The organism is Aquabacterium parvum (assembly GCF_001447195.1).
GTDB classification, from domain to species: Bacteria; Pseudomonadota; Gammaproteobacteria; order Burkholderiales; family Burkholderiaceae_C; genus Aquabacterium; species Aquabacterium parvum.
In genome coordinates, this window is the sequence record NZ_LFRI01000380.1 from 1 (window position 1) to 14,728 (window position 14,728).

The window sequence follows — 14,728 nt, forward strand, 5'->3', positions numbered from 1 at the left end:
GTCTGCTTGGACACATACATCCGGTGGTACAACGAGGCGCGGATCAAAGTTTCCCTTGGTGCTCGCAGCCCTGTCGGGCATCGCCAAAGCCTGGGAATCGCCGTTTAACCAGTCCAAGTTTTCTGCCGCACCCCCGCCCGGTCAAAACTGATTCGGTGCGGACACTGACAGACGGCTTGGTATCCGCGGTAGGCGCTGACCAGCGTCTCTGCTGCGCCGAAGCCAGTGTTGCGCAGGCGGCGGTAGATCGACATGAAGATTGACGATTCAGCCCTCGCGATGAGGTTGGCGCCGTGATACCACTCCAGGGAGTTGGGCGGACGTCCGCGTGGGATGGTTTGAGGGTCATTGAAGAACAGCCTCTGCACGTCCCGTGGGTTGAGCCCTGTGAGGTGATGGATGGTGCGCACCCGGGCACCCAGTTGTGCACAGTCTTGCGCCAGGCGTATGGCGCACAACTGGCGGTCAGCACGTGTTGACATCATGGTCCCCTCCAGTCACGACATGCTTGCGGGCACCATGGGCGCGAGTTGCCGTGGCCTTGGCGCATGAACGGCGGCCAGTGATGCCTGAAGCGGCGCGGGCGCCTTGAGCAAGGCAAGCAAATCCTGGCGTGGAGGGAAGAGGGTGCTTTGGCCGATTTGATCGACGAATGCCCACAACTGTTCCTGGGTCATGGCACCAAGGAAATCTGCTTGGGCGGCGTCCAGCCCGAACTTGCCGCATGTCGATACCCGATCTTGCGCGATGCCCAGCCGGATGGCTTGCAACAGGTACAAATTGGTCAACTGCACATCGGTGAACTGGATGCTGCTCATGGTCTTCTCCTGTCGGTGTGCCCAGATGTGAGTCGAGATGGGCCAGGTGTTGCGGCGAGGTGTGACTGCTTTGGTGTTGTGTGTGTGGAGTAATGAGTCGGCTCAGCATATTCATGACCACGCCATGGAATCAATGCCCGAGAGCGGGGGGATGGTGTGTTTGCCATCGACAAAAGCCCGCATTGCCTGCCGCATTTGTCACTGTCAATGGGCGCGATGCTTTGAACTTGGCTTCGACATAAGAAAGCCACCAGAGCCATGGCCCTGGTGGTGAATCACTGTGATCCGAGATCAGATGGCTTGCGCCAACTCCTTCCATTCCTCGACGGGCAGTTCGATCAACTTTCCGCCCAGGGCTTCAAACTCGGTGGCGCGGTCGTAGTCCTCAACTTCCTGGGAGAAGTGCGTGACGGCATTCACCAGGCCATACCCCGACAGATCACCTTCGGCGATCAGGTGTCGCAGCACCCCGGCGCGTTCGGCGTCATTCAATGTGTAGCGCTGAGCCAGCACTTCCACCGTCTTGACGGGGTTGCCGACGAGGTGAATCTGCAAGGTCTTTTGCATCTTCTGCGCTGCCTGCATGAACGTTGCCTCAGACACGGCCGCCTGCACCACGTCGCGAACCTTCAGGAAGAAGGCCTTGTCGTCGGCCTGCAAGGTGTCGTCCTTGAAGACCATGATGCTTTCGTCAGATCCGAGTGCCCGCCCAACGTGGGTTTTGCGCAAGGAGCGGTCTGAAGCAATCAGGCCATTGCGGCACACCAGTCGATACAGCAAGGGCTGCACCGACAGCGTGCCTTGTCCCACCTCCGAATTGGAGATGACCACGCCAGCCTGCACGATGTCGCCGGGCGCCATTTCGACCTTCAATTGCGGTGTGATGCACTTGATGTACATCCGCGTGTCGGTGAGTTCCACCGACTCGAAGCGCACATCAGGAAACTGCTGCAGGATGGGCAGCACACTTTCGGCCAGATCGTAGTTGTCAAGGCGACGATAGCGGTCTGACAGCACGGCCCGGACGTTGCCATCCAGCGTGCGAATCATGCGGCGGTCATCGTCGCTTTGCAGCCAGGTGTTCACGTTGCGGTCCAGCAGCACCGGCTGCTCGGAGCGCATGCGCTCGAAGTACGCATAGGGAATCTTCAGTTTGTCCGCCAACTGGCGGCGCGCCAGCGGCAAAACGCCATAGGGCGTGGAGACCCCGCCTTCGCCAATGACGAGGCGGGTCTCGCCTGTGTCATCGGTGTCGTGCCGCAACAGCGACGAGGGGACCACCAGGTCCTTCTTTGATTGCAACTGGCGCTCAAGTTCATGGGCCAGGCTCACCAGGGAACGTCCGCTTCTCATATCAAGCTCCTGTTCGGGAAAGAAATGGCGGAGACGGCATGACCCACATGCGGGGATGCACATCCCCGCCAGGGTTGATGACGGATGGGTGTTGACCCATCCACACAGGGCGCAAACTGACCACAGGCCATGGCTGCGCCCAACTTACAAATCACTCATACAAAACGCCAGGGCTGTCTTTGCCTTGCCATGTGGCTTGGCCTGGTCTGACAGCTACCAGTGGGGATACATGACTTACGGGATTCGGGCGGCGTGTTCCGCCTTGGCCAGCCACACATCGGCCCAGTCGGTGCCCGGGGTCTTGGGCAAGAGCACCCGCACTTGCCGGGGGCCGCTCTGGTGCTCCTGCTTCTTCAGCCGCCGAGCCAGGGCAAAGGCAAACATCTGGCCGTCAAAGTCCGCTTGGGCATCGTTATCGGCATAGATGCAGATGCTCTGCACCGAGTCGGGCAGCCACAGCTTTTCCAGGTTCCCGGCATTGAGTCCTGCCCACACGGGTTTGCCGGTGGCCAGGTGCACAGCCATGGCGGTCTCGATGCCCTCGGCAATGGCCAGTTCGTGCTCGGGTTCGAACAAGCGCACGGAAGCACCATTGATGCCCGAGGAGAGCACCTTTTTGGCATCGCTCACATTGGCCTTGCGGCCATCCTTCAGATACGTGCGGTGCAGCGTGACGGCATGTCCGTCGGCACCCTGGATGCAAGCCAGCATGGCGGCGTATTCGGCCACTTTGCGCGACTTGCCCGAGGTGGGGTCCTTCTCGTAATAGCCCAGCGCTGGATGCAGGCGCAGCACCTTGGGGTAGTGAGCCAAGGCGAGCCGCCGACCGGACAGGTAGCGGTCCACCTCATCACCGGGCGTCACGGGCTTGGCTTCTTCCCAGAGCCGCTTGGCCAGGGCCTTCATGCGCTCGGCCGACGGCTCCGGTGATGCCACATGCGGGGCAGGGGGCGAGGTACCCACCACGCGTTCGACTTCCTTGAGCGCGGTGTTGAAATCCAGGCCTGTGACGGCCTGCAACAGCTTGAAGCCACCTCCCGCGCCACAGGCGCGACAGTGGTAGTTGCCTTCACCGAACTTGTCGGTGTACTGAAACCGGTCCGTGCCACCGCAGAGTGGGCAGGGCTGGTTGCGCTTCTTGAGAATGTGTTCGCCAACGCCCAGGCTGCCCAGGATTTCGGTCCAGCGACCGTGGGCCCGGCGTTTGACGTCTTCAATGCGAGCTCCGTACTCGGGGTTGTTCATGATGAACTCCGTGTTGATGACATGCTCTCCAGGGGATAGATCAGCGGTCAGCCGCGATGGCGAACCGATGGGGTGAACAACTGGCCTGCCTGAAGTGCTTCGATCACGCTGTGCTCGACGAACTCCCAGGGCAGTTGGTGCTGGGTGTGCAAGACCTGGCCTTTGTCGTCCAGGTGTTCGACCTTGAAACCTGCCTGGCTCCACAGCACGCGGTAGGTCAGCCAGTCGGCACCGGCGATGACAAAGATGCGGCCAGCCTGGCCGGTCAGGACTTCACTTTCCTTGACCAGGAACTCGATGTCCTGGGGCTCATCGACCATCAGCATCGGAATGCGGTGGCCATGGGCGTATGCTTGTTTGTGCATAGGGCTCTCCATGTGTGAGGTGAGGGCCAGTGCCGATCGGCACGATCTGGCCTTGGCGTTGTTTGGGGCTGTTGGGATCAGGTGAACAGGTCACCCTGCTCGGACATCTGCTTGAGCTGTTCATTGATCCATTGCGGATTCCTGGCCAGGCGCGCTTCAACCCAATGGGGGTTGCTGGCGATGGCATCTCGAACCCACTGGGGATAGCGCTCAAGCGATTCAGACAGCCAGGCTTTGAGCTTGTTGCGGATGTGGTCGCGGATGTCTTGCGCATCCACAAGGCCACAGTACGCGATGGGCGACAGCGGGCTGCAGCCCACAACACGCAGGCAGTTCACGAATGAGAAGGGCTGTTGGTCCTTTTCTCGCTCGGTGAACACCCAGCGCAGGGTGTCGAACTTGTCTTCCAACGGCGTGGTCGGGTCAGACAACTGGTTGATCTCCTGCAGCAAGCGCCAGTGCAGGAAGACGATGTCTTCCTCGCTCCAGTCGATGCGTTCGGGCGGATCGTCCAGCGACAGTGGGTGTGGCGATTGATCCGGAAAAACGGACTGGGTCGCCCCCATGAAGCCATTCAAGGCAGCTGGGGGGTGAACCAGGGATGTGCTCGTGTGCAGCATCGTGGCCTCCATGTGAAATTGGGAGGCACGGCGCACCACGGGTGGGGCAATGCCCCACAGGGTGATGAACAGTCGGCAAAGTGTTTTGATGCACTGCCGATGGCGATGAAGAGACTCCAGGGCTGGCTTGATCGGGTGGTGAGCCCGTTCGGATCGGTGTGCCAGCTACCGATCGAAGAAGGCTTTCGGGGTGAGAGCGCGCATGCCGCGTTAGCGCGCGCGTGCACTCACCACGAAAGTCGCTTCGATGGCATCGAGACGGTGGTGGCCGTCAAGGGTTGGATGTGAACTCCAGGGCTTGCCTTGTTTGAATGCAGGGCCAGCTACCGCATGTCAGCAAGGTAGTGCCTTGCCATGAGGATGGTCAAGAGGGTTCCATGCCAAAACGGGGGCTGATGCCTAAAGGGCCTTTAATTGCCGATGATTCCCGGTGGTGATGCACGAACGCGGTTCGCAAGATGGTGGCGAGCACGCCAGTCACGGGAGCGCGACATGTCTGATATCCACCAGATCGTCAAGATGGACCAGGGCGGGGTCAATGACCGCATCCTGGCCAAAGAAAGCAAGGCAGATTTCAGGCGCATCGAAGCGGCCAGTGTGAAGATGCCCACGCGCTTCACCAGCGCAGAGGGCAAGCGCTTCTTTGTTCGCTTGTTCAACACGCTGCAGCTCAACATGCACTTCATCTCGGTGATCGCACGCACGCGGCTGGATCACGATGACATCGTCAAGGTGGAGGCCAGCGTTCGGGCGAAGCTTGACGCGGTCAACGAGAGCTTGAACAGTGCCATCGATGGCGCAGAAGCCTTGTTCAAGGCCCATGGCATCACCAGTGTGGCGACGTATGACACCGTGGCCCTGTCGGTGGACGTCAGTGTGCTGTCGTCGTTTGGGCGCCGCTTCCTGGAGGTCCTGGGTAAGCTGGACCAGTTGATGCCACTGCTCCAGACGCTGGAGATCCATGAAGTGATCACTGCGCAGGCGGTGGACATCCAGCGCGCCAGCCTCAAACGTCAGGTGCGTGACGTGGCCAACGGGGCTCGCAATCTGGCCACTGGCTTGAGGCGCCGCATGAATGCCATGGGTGAACGGGGCGAGGGCGGTCGCGAGTCTGTGCCAGCCCCAGCAGCAAATGTTCAAGCATCTGGTGTGCTTGCTCAGGAGCAGGAAGCGACCGGCGATGGTGCAAGTGTTTCGTCAGCCACGGACACCATGGAGCCTGTGGTTGCTGCTGTTGTCGTCAAGTAGCTACTCAACGCGACCTGGTTGATGCTGGCAAGCGCCACGCGCAAGGAGCCGACTTCACGGACGATTTCGAGGAGCACACGCCGTTCTTGCTTGAGGCGTCCCATGGCGTCCGCTAAGGTGACATCGGGACGCATGTTGCGCCACCGTCGCAGTCGATACCTGCCTGCCTGTGCCTGTCCACGTTGCGCTGAGTCAGCCCGTTGACGAGGCGCGATGTACTTGGAGTTGCTCACAACCACACCGTGCGACCGGGACGCCGCCGATGTGATGCCGGAGTCGTGCGTCCCTATCGGCATGCGCAAACCCTGACCTAGCGCCGCCGCTACAGAGCAGGTCATGTCTTCCATCGGCATTCGCCGTGAAGAGGCCAGATCATGCCTAAACCCAACCGGGGCGCCGTTGCCTCGCCTGCGGCACCTGTCCACGCTGTTGCGGCGCCATCATTGCCGCAAGTTGGCTTTCTTCGACAAGCACAGGTTCTGCAATTTGTTCCCATCTCCAAGTCCACACTGTGGCGGCGCGTGCAGACGCGCACCTTTCCTGAACCCGTCAAGCTGTCGGTGCGGGTGACCGTCTGGCGGGTGGAGGACATCAGGGAATGGATCGCTGAACAGAGTGGCCGAGCTTGACGCATGTTGCTGAAGCCGATGGTCATGCTTGCAGAGCCTTTCCTCTTGCCATGCACCGTGCTTGGTACACCTTGCCCTGATATCGAGCGTGTTGGGGCATTGGCAGGCGCCATTGCATGGAAAAAGTGCCGTCGCGCATTCGGGCCATTGCCACGGAAATTGCTTGCTCTTGGGTGTTCTCACGCGGCTTTTGTCCAAGTCAAAGCACGCTTGCCTGATGCCGAAACCCCCCGCCAACACCGGCGATTTCGACTGGTGAAAAACGCAAGCAGGGTTGAGCATGAAGGCGCTTTGGCAGCGTGAGGACAAGCAATCAATGCAGGGAGAGGGTCATGTCATGCGCACCAGAACTGGAACCAGACGGGGGCACCGTTGCCCAATCGATCCGGATGCTCAAGGAGGTCATCGATGGCGACACCTATGAGACCGTGGCCGCGCGGTTTGGCGTGTCACGCACGGCGGTTGAGCGGCGCATCAAAGCCATTGCGGTGCAGTTGAGCCAAGTGGCCGACATCGATGGCTTGAATGAAGATGGCGCCGCGTTCGTCAGACGCTTGCGCCTGCACCGCGATGCCATCCTGACGGCCTTGGTTGATTTCGATCCGAGAAAGACGGTCGAGCATCGTTCAAGCCGCATCATCTCCATGGACGAAATCATCCAGGCAGGCAAGCGCATCAAGGGGCGCAGCAGTCGGCCATGGCATGACCTGTCGCTGTTCTATCTCCTGTTTGCCACGGGCGCACGTCCCCTGGAAATCGCCCGCCTCGAAGTGAGGGACTACCTGAGCTCCGATGGCAGCGTTCGGCGCCACTCTCAAATGCGTGCCGAGGTGGCCATCACTGGAAAGGCCCGCCCATTGCACTTCGCCAGCACGAGGCTGGACGAATCGCTTTCAAACTACTTGGAAGAGCGCCTGAGGCTCGGGCTGGGCTTGGGACGGGATGGTGCTTACAGAGGGCTTGATCCAGATAGCCGCTTGTTCCTGTCTACAGCAGGAGAGGGGTTCAAGATCACACCCTATGGTGCGCCTGGTCAGCGACGGTTCTTGTGTCGACCGATCCTGGAGACCTATCGCAAGCTGTTTCGCTATGCCGAGATGAAAGGCGTGACGGCGCTGTCTGTGCGGCGCACCGTCGTGGCACGCCTCTATGAGCGTGGCGCTGATGAGGACGATGTCGGCCTGATCCTGGGCATCAGCGAACGCAGTGCGGTGCGCGAACTGCTGGCTCGCCACAAGCCGACCATCGAGCAACTGCTCGATGAACTGGTGTGAACACCATGCCCACCCGTCAAGGCGCTGAAGGCGACAGTCAGCGCTTTTCCATCAAAGGGCGGGTGGTGGATGCAAGTGCGCCAGACATGCAGGATCTGCTGGCTCACGTGTACGAGACCCCCGAACGTCCCCGATGTCTGTGTGTTCCTGGTGGTGTGGAGATGTACGTGGCGCGGCACCGTCAGTTCGTTGTCAAGCGCATGCCGGAAACCGGGTGTCGGCATCACCCATCGTGCCCATCCTTTGAGCCAGAGTGGCAACAGTCAGGCCTGGGCGAGTTGGTGGGCGAGGCTGTTCTGGAGATGGTTCCTGGCCAGATTCAACTGCGTGTGGACTTCCCATGGGTGCGCACGGTGGGGCGTAGCTTGGTTCGAGGTGAAACGCATGACGTGAACGAGGTGGAAGCGCCCAGGCGACGAATGAGCCTGCATGCCCTGATGCACTTCCTGTTCGAGCGAGCAGGCTTCAACCGATGGAGCCCGGCTATGGAGGGCAAGCGCAATCAAGGTGTCCTGCACAAATACCTGATGAATGCGGCCGAGGACGTGATGGTCAAGGGTGCTGGGTTGAGCGAGCGTTTGTACGTGCCCGAGCCCTTCAGCGAAGCCAGCAAATTCGAGGTAGCTCAGCGCCGTCGCAACAAGCTGGCGGTCTTGCATCCGCATGAAGGGCAAAGCCCTCTGGCGGTGGTCATCGGAGAGTTCAAGGTCAGCGAGGTAACGGCCCTGGGTCGGCGTGTTTGGATCAAGCACATGCCCGATGCCCCCCTGCTGGTGGGCACCAAGACCTGGGAGCGCATTGAGCGGGTCTTCGCGCCATTGTTTGAAGCCCGTGACGCTGACAGCGGATACAAGGTCCGTTTGGTGCTGGTGGCACTGATACGCGCTCGCCGTGAGCACACCTATGAAATTGATGCGGCCAGTTTGATGTTGACTAGCGAGCACTGGATCCCTGTGGAGGGCGTGCACGAGTTGCCGCTGGTGCATGCGCTTGTCTCTCAGGGCCGACGCTTTGTCAAACCACTGCGTTACGACGCCAGGAGCGCCGTTGCATTTCCCAATGCTTTGTTGCTGGATGCCGGTTGTCTGCCGGTGCCTTTGCATGTCATCAGCGCATTCATGCCCCCGAAGGATCGGGCGGAAAAAGATCGCGTGGTGCGAACGTCCGGTGTTTCATCCTGGCTCTGGTGGAGTGCCGAAGAGATGCCTGCGTTGCCAGAGGCAATGACGTCCAAGAGTCATTGAGCGAACCTCGGGCATATGGGCTCCGATGACCACCGTCTTGAGTCCTTCCAAGGCTGAGATAAACATTGGTCAGATGATTGGCAGGTGTCGATCACCGGCGTTTGCCGTGGCTTGCTGAGACATGTTGTCGAGCTGTCGGCTGCTCAAGAGCCTCCCCCTGGCCAAGCCCACTCAAGATGCCGCAATGCGCCACGTCTTTTGCCTGAGCACATTGCCCCCGCAGGGCCACCAGTTGTTTTTTCAAGGCGGTCAGCTCTCGAATCCGTTGGGCCACGTGTTCGATGTGTGAGGGATCCCGCTGCTTGTCCTTGTTCTTCGTCGAACTCGGCGCCCCGACGATCGTTGCGTCAACGATCGCCTGTGCCCCAACTTTCAGCCCTCGTACCTGGAGCACCTCGCCCACCTTGCCCTGCCCAACTCGTTGTTCTCCAACAAACGGAGAAACTTCGGCAAGGTCGTCGCATCGGGCAGCGATACTGCTGATACTCCGCGTTCTGATCTGCCGCTACCGCAAGTGTCTGCTGCTTCATCTTTGGGATCCTCCAACGAGTGCTTGCTAGGCATGCAAGTCATGCGCCAGATCGGACCTTTTTCAGCATTGCCCTAAGCCGGAAGGAGTGATAGATGCATGATGTCTGAAGACAATCTGAAAGGCCCAAATGGTGAGGACGTTCGATCATCCGTTAGCCAAGATGCTGCCGTGTCATCGACCGATCGATTCTACGAAGACCATGCGGTCGAATATTTCTCAGGGACCTCCGGTGCCCAGACGCAGTTCGTCCTCGATCGGTTCCTGTCACATCTGCCGGCCAATGCCGCCATCCTTGATGCCGGCTGCGGCTCCGGTCGGGACCTCAAGTACTTTCATTCGCGGGGTCATTGCGCGTTGGGCATCGATGCCTCGACAGCCCTCGTACAAATGGCGGCGGAGTATTCGGGCGCCCCATGTGAAGTCGTTCGCATAGAACGCATCAGCTATGAAGAACGGTTCGATGGGGTATGGGCATGTGCCTCATTGCTCCACTTGCCTCGGGACGCATTTCGCCCCGCACTTCGTAGCCTGAACCGGGCCCTCAAAAGAGGCGGCACACTCTTCATGGCAGTCCAGGAGGGGCAGGGCGAGGCGATTCGCCCGGACGGCCGGTTGTACGTCTACTACTCAGAAGACGATATACGCACGTCACTTGACGCTGCCGGGTTGGCAGTGAATGAACTGTGGACGACGCGGAATTCGGCTGAGGCTGTGCACCAGCCGGTATGGATCAATGTCATTGCCACGGCGCAATAGCGCGCCAGGACTGCACTGGCCGTCGGCATACTTCCCTGTTAACTCGGCTTAGTTTCCGTTTTCCCTCCCCGCAACTCGCAGACGAGCATCAAGACAGCACCGAGGGTGATGCCGATGTCGGCCACGTTGAAGGCCGGCCAGTAGAACGACTGCCACCTGACATCAATCCAGTCCACCACCGCCCCGCGAGCGAGCCGATCGAGCAGGTTCCCTAAAGCACCGCCTAGGAGGAGCCCGAAGGCCAGCCGCTGAGGCCGACCGGTTTGAGGCCGCCGAATCAGTACGGCAAAAACAACCGAGGCGGCCACAGCCACGGCGCTGAAGAAGAGGCGCTGCCATCCACCTGCGTCGTGCAAGAAGCTGAAAGCGGCACCTTCGTTGCGCCAGTGGACGATGTTGAGCACCGGGAGCCATGGCTCGCTGGAGCCATACGGGAGTGCAGCGACCACCGCAGCTTTGCTTGCGATGTCGATCAGGAAGACGGCTGCGGCTGCAAGGAAGGCACGCGCAACGCTCGGATCCATTGTTTGGCGCATCCTCACTGGACCTTGTCCCTCTCGCCGGGCGCCCTGAGCAGGCGCAACCCGTTGAACACCACGACCAGGCTCGCACCCATGTCAGCCAGGATTGCCAGCCACAAGCTGGCGTGTCCCGTGAAGGTCAAGACCATGAACACCGCCTTGGTGCCGATGGCAAAGGCGATGTTGGCTCTCAGCACATTGCCCACCCGATGTGAGAGAGCGATGAACTCTGGCAACTTGCGCAGATCGTCTTGCATGAGCGCCACGTCTGCGGTCTCAATGGCTGTGTCAGTGCCTGCTGCGCCCATGGCGAAGCCGATGCTTGCCTTTGCAAGGGCTGGCGCATCGTTCACCCCGTCCCCGACCATGCCGACTGGTCCTTGGGCGGCCATTGCCTCGATGGCCAAGAGTTTGTCATGAGGCAGCATTTCACCGCGAGCATCGCTGATGCCCACCTGAGCCGCGACCGCCTGCGCTGTCTTCTTGTTATCCCCAGTGAGCATGACCGGCTCGACCCCCAATTGCCTGAGCTGCGCGACGGCCACTTTGCTGCTCTCGCGGACAGTGTCGGCCACGGCCAGCACGCCGAGGGCCTGTGTGGCGGTGGAGAGCACGACAGCGGTCTTGGCCTGGGCTTCCATCTGCTCAAGGAGTTGTAACACGCGTTCGTTCGTCACCCCCAATTCATTGGCCAGCCGCTGATTGCCGATGTAGTAGGTCTCGCCGTCTATCGCGCCCTTCACACCGCGGCCAGCGAGCGCCTCGAAGGCCTGGACGTCGGCGTGCGGCTGGTCTCCATAGGCCCTGACGATGGCGGTGGCCACAGGATGCTCGGACAAGGCATCGAGGCTGGCAGCGATCCGGAGGACCTCTTGGCGCGAGAGCGGACCGAGCTCGACCGTGTCCGTGAGCACCGGTTTTCCATGGGTGAGCGTTCCGGTCTTGTCCAGTGCGACGGACTTGAGCAACCGGCCTTGCTCCAGATACAGTCCGCCCTTGACGAGAATGCCTCGCTTCGCTGCTGCTGCCAGACCGCTGACCACTGTCACTGGGGTGGAAATGACCAGTGCGCACGGGCAGGCGATCACGAGCAAGACCAAAGCCTTGTACGTCCAGTCGTACCAGTCGCCGCCGGCCACAAGTGGAGGAATGAGGGCGATTCCAAGGGCAAGCACAAAGACTGCTGGCGTATACACGCTGGCAAAACGATCGACAAACCGCTGTGTGGGCGCACGTTGGCCCTGGGCCTCTTGCACGGAGCGGGCGATGCGGTCCAATGTCGTGTCACCCTTGCGGGCTCGAACCTCGAACTCAAGCGTTCCGCGCTCGTTGATGGTGCCCGCGTAGACCGTATCGCCTGGGTTCTTCTCCACAGGCATGCTCTCGCCGGTGATCGGTGCCTGATTGACCGCCGACTTGCCGGAGACAACCACCCCATCCAGCGCGATCCGCTCGCCGGGGCGCACACGCACGATGCCGCCGATGGCGACCGTGTCGGCCTTGACTTCGGCCCAGCGCCCATCGCTTTGCCGCAAGAGGGCCGTTTCCGGAGCCAGGTCCATCAGTTTGCGAATGGCGTTGCGAGCTCGATCCAAGCTTAAGGCCTCGATCATTTCGGCCACGCCGAACAGCCAGATGACCACTGCTGCCTCTGGCCACTGTCCAATCAACGCTGCGCCGATGACCGCGATGGTCATCAAGAGATTCATGTTGAGCGATAGGGTGCGCAGAGCAATCCAGCCTTTGCGCAGGGTGGCCGTGCCGCCTAGACCGATGGCGGCCAAGGAGGCTGCAATAACGGGCATGGATGACTCGTCCATGCCTGAGAAGGCCAAGACCTCTGCACCCATCGCCAAGACGCCTGCTGCGGCCATTCGCAGCCATTCGGTTTTCGTGATTCCTGTGCCGAATTCCTTCGTGACGGCAGGAGCGGGATCATTGTGGTCCTGGAGCACAGGCGACAGCCCCAGACGCTCGATCGCCGCGGTGATGGGCGCCTCGCTCGGGAGACCATGGCTCACAACCAGCTTGCGGCTTAACAGGTCAAATTGAAGGGCTTCGACGCCGGCCATCCCCTCAAGCGCTTTGCGCAGCATGGCTTCCTCGGTGGGACAGTCCATTTTTTCGATGAGATAGGTCGCCTGGCCACGAGGGCTCGGCCCTGCCTCCCGCTCTACGCTTGCTTGCATGCCAATCTCATGCAAGGCCGCGAGGATCCCTGCGAGATCCACGGAAGCGTGCTGCACATCCAAACGGCGGTTCATCAGGTCGAAGTTGAGCCGCTCGATACCTTTGATCTTTTCCAAGCGCTTCCGGATGAGGCCCTCCTCGGTTGGGCAATCCATGTTGGTGATGAGAAGGCGCGAGGTGTTTCCAGTTGGCGGAGGAGATGGGGGAAAAGTCGCAGCAACCGGTGCCCGGCAGCTGGTGACGCCGCTGCTCAGCGCGGGCTTGCCGCAAGCTACCGGGCTGACAGATTCGCCATCCGTTGCAACGGTTCCTTTGACTCCAATGGCAAGCAAGGCGTCAAGGATAGGCGTGGTGGAGGTGAGGCGATGCCGTATGGACAGCCTGCCCGCACTCGAATCAAGTGAGAGATCCTCGATGCCGGTGATTTGACCCAGCTGAGCCCGCACAAGCGCTTCCGAACGCCGGTCCAAATCGGGTAGATCGAGCATCAGAACCGTGGGCGGGCCCTGTTGATCGCTGGCGCACGAACCGCAGGTGGCAGGCGCGGAAGTGGGTGCATCGTCAGTTTTCATAGGTGCCTCTTTTGCTGAACGGGTAAACCTGAAGTGGCCATGGAGCCGAGCGCGTGTCTTGCAGGGGCGCGTCGCGCAGCAAAAAAGGCCGCCCTTCTTCAGGGCGGCCTCCATTACGTCATGACATGTCTAAATGACTGGCCCCGACGAAGACCTTGATCGATCTGGCGCCAAGAGAAGGGATCGCTTGGCTCAAATCGAAAGGCGTGAAAGAAAGGGTGTCGAACCGCCATATGACGTACTTCGTTTCGTTGCCATCCCTGATGGCCAACCTGACGGTCTCGAAACGTGTCACGTTGATCCAGCGAGTCGTAGGCAGGATCTCGATGGTCCGTTCTACTTCGGCCGTGGATGCAGGCGTTCCAAAGATCGAGGTCTTGGGTGTCGCAGCGGAGGACTGAGCAAACGCTTGGCTTCCGAGCGCGAAGGAAGCGGTCATGGCGAGTTGGATGATGAGCTTCATGGATTTTTTCCTTTGTTTGGGTCGAGCTGACAATCAGCGAGTCCGCCGATCAGCCATCGACCAAAGAATGACGTTGAGATGCCGCTGCTCATGGCAGGCATTGGTGCTGCGGCATGATGCTGGTCTCTGGGGCCGTCCTGGGCGGGCGCCTCGGGCCGGCTGGCCGGTGCGAGATGGGTTCGATCAACGGTGCAGGCTCCCATATGGACGGCAACGCAGGTTCTAGCGCCTCGGAGTGGGCCCCCGGAAGTCCCAGGGTTGTGCAACAGGCCTCACAAACGCACGGTTCTGCTGGAGCCTGGCATGCGTGCGGTACCGCCGCGAGCTCATCCTTGACTCCGTCAAGCTTGCTGAATGGCGGGCAACAACGTGATGCAGGAGGGCAGAATTGGGTATCAAAGTCTCCCGAAAATGACTTAGCCGACTCATGAACACCTAGCTCTCGCGCCTCAGCGCCGCCGCTTCCCGCCATGGTCATGGCGAGAGCAAGCCATAGCAGCAGTGATTGGAGAAGATTGGCCATTGAGGACAGGTTCATTTGAAGCAAGCACACCATTTAAAACGCTGTGCCAACTCCAGGGTCAAGTAGTAAATTAGTCAATTCGTCGCCACCTCGCAACGTCTAAGAGGCGTCTGCCTCGCCAACCTGAGTGCTTTCGCGCGCTTCGGCAAGGATCTCTCGGCCACCTTTGAACGCGATGGCGCTCACCACCATTCCAAGAATCAGATCCGGCAAGTTCGAACCCAGCCACATCACCAGCGCTGAACCGCCCCGGCTTCTGCGGAGGCCAGTTGCTTTGAGTCAGACGTTGATCGCGGCCTGACTAGCGCGTTGGGAATGGTATCGGTCTTCGAACTCGGCAGGTGGCCTGTAGCCCAGGGGTGCCATCAGCCGATG

At 60.4% G+C, this 14,728-nt stretch carries 15 protein-coding genes and 1 pseudogene; 6 read left to right on the forward strand and 10 right to left on the reverse strand.

The features are described 5' to 3' along the window. A partial coding sequence (locus tag ABG80_RS22025) for an IS3 family transposase (RefSeq protein ID WP_152987453.1) occupies nt 1-108 on the forward strand: 108 nt, incomplete at its 5' end. On the opposite strand, the gene ABG80_RS21560 is transcribed toward ABG80_RS22025, so the two are convergent. The 6 genes from ABG80_RS21560 to ABG80_RS14060 all read right to left on the reverse strand — a co-directional run bounded on the left by ABG80_RS21560 (nt 105) and on the right by ABG80_RS14060 (nt 4,401). Then, on the reverse strand, nt 105-485 hold the full coding sequence (locus tag ABG80_RS21560) for a FlhC family transcriptional regulator (protein ID WP_083506114.1): 381 nt from the start codon (nt 483-485) through the stop codon (nt 105-107). The genes ABG80_RS22025 and ABG80_RS21560 overlap by 4 nt on opposite strands. A gap of 12 nt (nt 486-497) precedes the next feature. Beyond that, nucleotides 498-818, reverse strand: coding sequence for a hypothetical protein (locus ABG80_RS14040; RefSeq protein WP_058088269.1), 321 nt, complete (start codon nt 816-818; stop codon nt 498-500). 291 nt (nt 819-1,109) lie between these two features. Continuing rightward, nucleotides 1,110-2,171, reverse strand: coding sequence for a DUF932 domain-containing protein (locus ABG80_RS14045; protein ID WP_058088270.1), 1,062 nt, complete (start codon nt 2,169-2,171; stop codon nt 1,110-1,112). A gap of 234 nt (nt 2,172-2,405) precedes the next feature. Beyond that, the gene (locus tag ABG80_RS14050) at nt 2,406-3,416 is read right to left on the reverse strand and encodes a DUF7146 domain-containing protein (protein WP_058088271.1); all 1,011 of its coding nucleotides are present in this window, start codon (nt 3,414-3,416) and stop codon (nt 2,406-2,408) included. A 47-nt stretch (nt 3,417-3,463) separates the two neighbouring features. Then, the gene (locus ABG80_RS14055; protein ID WP_058088272.1) at nt 3,464-3,781 is read right to left on the reverse strand and encodes a hypothetical protein; all 318 of its coding nucleotides are present in this window, start codon (nt 3,779-3,781) and stop codon (nt 3,464-3,466) included. Nucleotides 3,782-3,858: 77 nt separating this feature from the next. Then, entirely contained in the window at nt 3,859-4,401 is a 543-nt protein-coding gene (locus ABG80_RS14060) for a hypothetical protein (RefSeq protein WP_083506118.1), read from the reverse strand. Between the two features lie 492 nt (nt 4,402-4,893). Between ABG80_RS14060 and ABG80_RS14070 the strand changes: the two genes are divergently transcribed. The 4 genes from ABG80_RS14070 (at nt 4,894) to ABG80_RS14080 (ending at nt 8,796) form a co-directional block, all read left to right on the forward strand. Next, on the forward strand, nt 4,894-5,649 hold the full coding sequence (locus ABG80_RS14070; RefSeq protein ID WP_058088274.1) for a hypothetical protein: 756 nt from the start codon (nt 4,894-4,896) through the stop codon (nt 5,647-5,649). A 374-nt stretch (nt 5,650-6,023) separates the two neighbouring features. Further along, the gene (locus ABG80_RS21565; protein ID WP_083506115.1) at nt 6,024-6,278 is read left to right on the forward strand and encodes a helix-turn-helix transcriptional regulator; all 255 of its coding nucleotides are present in this window, start codon (nt 6,024-6,026) and stop codon (nt 6,276-6,278) included. Between the two features lie 332 nt (nt 6,279-6,610). Further along, nucleotides 6,611-7,552, forward strand: coding sequence for a site-specific integrase (locus ABG80_RS14075; RefSeq protein ID WP_058088275.1), 942 nt, complete (start codon nt 6,611-6,613; stop codon nt 7,550-7,552). A gap of 5 nt (nt 7,553-7,557) precedes the next feature. Continuing rightward, nucleotides 7,558-8,796, forward strand: a complete 1,239-nt coding sequence (locus tag ABG80_RS14080; RefSeq protein ID WP_058088280.1) for a DUF1173 family protein — start codon at nt 7,558-7,560, stop codon at nt 8,794-8,796. 289 nt (nt 8,797-9,085) lie between these two features. Here the strand turns inward: ABG80_RS14080 and ABG80_RS23570 are convergent. Then, a pseudogene (locus tag ABG80_RS23570) lies at nt 9,086-9,267 on the reverse strand (IS5/IS1182 family transposase); the annotation flags it as partial. A 157-nt stretch (nt 9,268-9,424) separates the two neighbouring features. On the opposite strand from ABG80_RS23570, the gene ABG80_RS14085 reads away from it, so the two are divergent. Next, the gene (locus ABG80_RS14085) at nt 9,425-10,084 is read left to right on the forward strand and encodes a class I SAM-dependent methyltransferase (RefSeq protein ID WP_058088276.1); all 660 of its coding nucleotides are present in this window, start codon (nt 9,425-9,427) and stop codon (nt 10,082-10,084) included. Between the two features lie 38 nt (nt 10,085-10,122). On the opposite strand, the gene lspA is transcribed toward ABG80_RS14085, so the two are convergent. The 3 genes from lspA to ABG80_RS14100 form a co-directional block, all read right to left on the reverse strand. After that, nucleotides 10,123-10,620, reverse strand: coding sequence for a signal peptidase II (gene lspA / locus ABG80_RS14090; RefSeq protein ID WP_235513865.1), 498 nt, complete (start codon nt 10,618-10,620; stop codon nt 10,123-10,125). Between the two features lie 2 nt (nt 10,621-10,622). Continuing rightward, nucleotides 10,623-13,367, reverse strand: coding sequence for a heavy metal translocating P-type ATPase (locus ABG80_RS14095; RefSeq protein WP_152987636.1), 2,745 nt, complete (start codon nt 13,365-13,367; stop codon nt 10,623-10,625). Nucleotides 13,368-13,485: 118 nt separating this feature from the next. Continuing rightward, on the reverse strand, nt 13,486-13,830 hold the full coding sequence (locus ABG80_RS14100) for a CzcE family metal-binding protein (RefSeq protein ID WP_058088278.1): 345 nt from the start codon (nt 13,828-13,830) through the stop codon (nt 13,486-13,488). Nucleotides 13,831-14,728 lie beyond the last annotated feature (898 nt).

What these genes read in the sequence shown, in the direction of transcription:
- ABG80_RS21560 (WP_083506114.1), bottom strand. Translation starts at nt 485, where the DNA reads ATGATGTCAACACGTGCTGACCGCCAGTTGTGCGCCATACGCCTGGCG.
- ABG80_RS14040 (WP_058088269.1), bottom strand. Translation starts at nt 818, where the DNA reads ATGAGCAGCATCCAGTTCACCGATGTGCAGTTGACCAATTTGTACCTG.
- ABG80_RS14045 (WP_058088270.1), bottom strand. Translation starts at nt 2,171, where the DNA reads ATGAGAAGCGGACGTTCCCTGGTGAGCCTGGCCCATGAACTTGAGCGC.
- ABG80_RS14050 (WP_058088271.1), bottom strand. Translation starts at nt 3,416, where the DNA reads ATGAACAACCCCGAGTACGGAGCTCGCATTGAAGACGTCAAACGCCGG.
- ABG80_RS14055 (WP_058088272.1), bottom strand. Translation starts at nt 3,781, where the DNA reads ATGCACAAACAAGCATACGCCCATGGCCACCGCATTCCGATGCTGATG.
- ABG80_RS14060 (WP_083506118.1), bottom strand. Translation starts at nt 4,401, where the DNA reads ATGCTGCACACGAGCACATCCCTGGTTCACCCCCCAGCTGCCTTGAAT.
- ABG80_RS14070 (WP_058088274.1), top strand. Translation starts at nt 4,894, where the DNA reads ATGTCTGATATCCACCAGATCGTCAAGATGGACCAGGGCGGGGTCAAT.
- ABG80_RS21565 (WP_083506115.1), top strand. Translation starts at nt 6,024, where the DNA reads ATGCCTAAACCCAACCGGGGCGCCGTTGCCTCGCCTGCGGCACCTGTC.
- ABG80_RS14075 (WP_058088275.1), top strand. Translation starts at nt 6,611, where the DNA reads ATGTCATGCGCACCAGAACTGGAACCAGACGGGGGCACCGTTGCCCAA.
- ABG80_RS14080 (WP_058088280.1), top strand. Translation starts at nt 7,558, where the DNA reads ATGCCCACCCGTCAAGGCGCTGAAGGCGACAGTCAGCGCTTTTCCATC.
- ABG80_RS14085 (WP_058088276.1), top strand. Translation starts at nt 9,425, where the DNA reads ATGATGTCTGAAGACAATCTGAAAGGCCCAAATGGTGAGGACGTTCGA.
- lspA (WP_235513865.1), bottom strand. Translation starts at nt 10,620, where the DNA reads ATGCGCCAAACAATGGATCCGAGCGTTGCGCGTGCCTTCCTTGCAGCC.
- ABG80_RS14095 (WP_152987636.1), bottom strand. Translation starts at nt 13,367, where the DNA reads ATGAAAACTGACGATGCACCCACTTCCGCGCCTGCCACCTGCGGTTCG.
- ABG80_RS14100 (WP_058088278.1), bottom strand. Translation starts at nt 13,830, where the DNA reads ATGAAGCTCATCATCCAACTCGCCATGACCGCTTCCTTCGCGCTCGGA.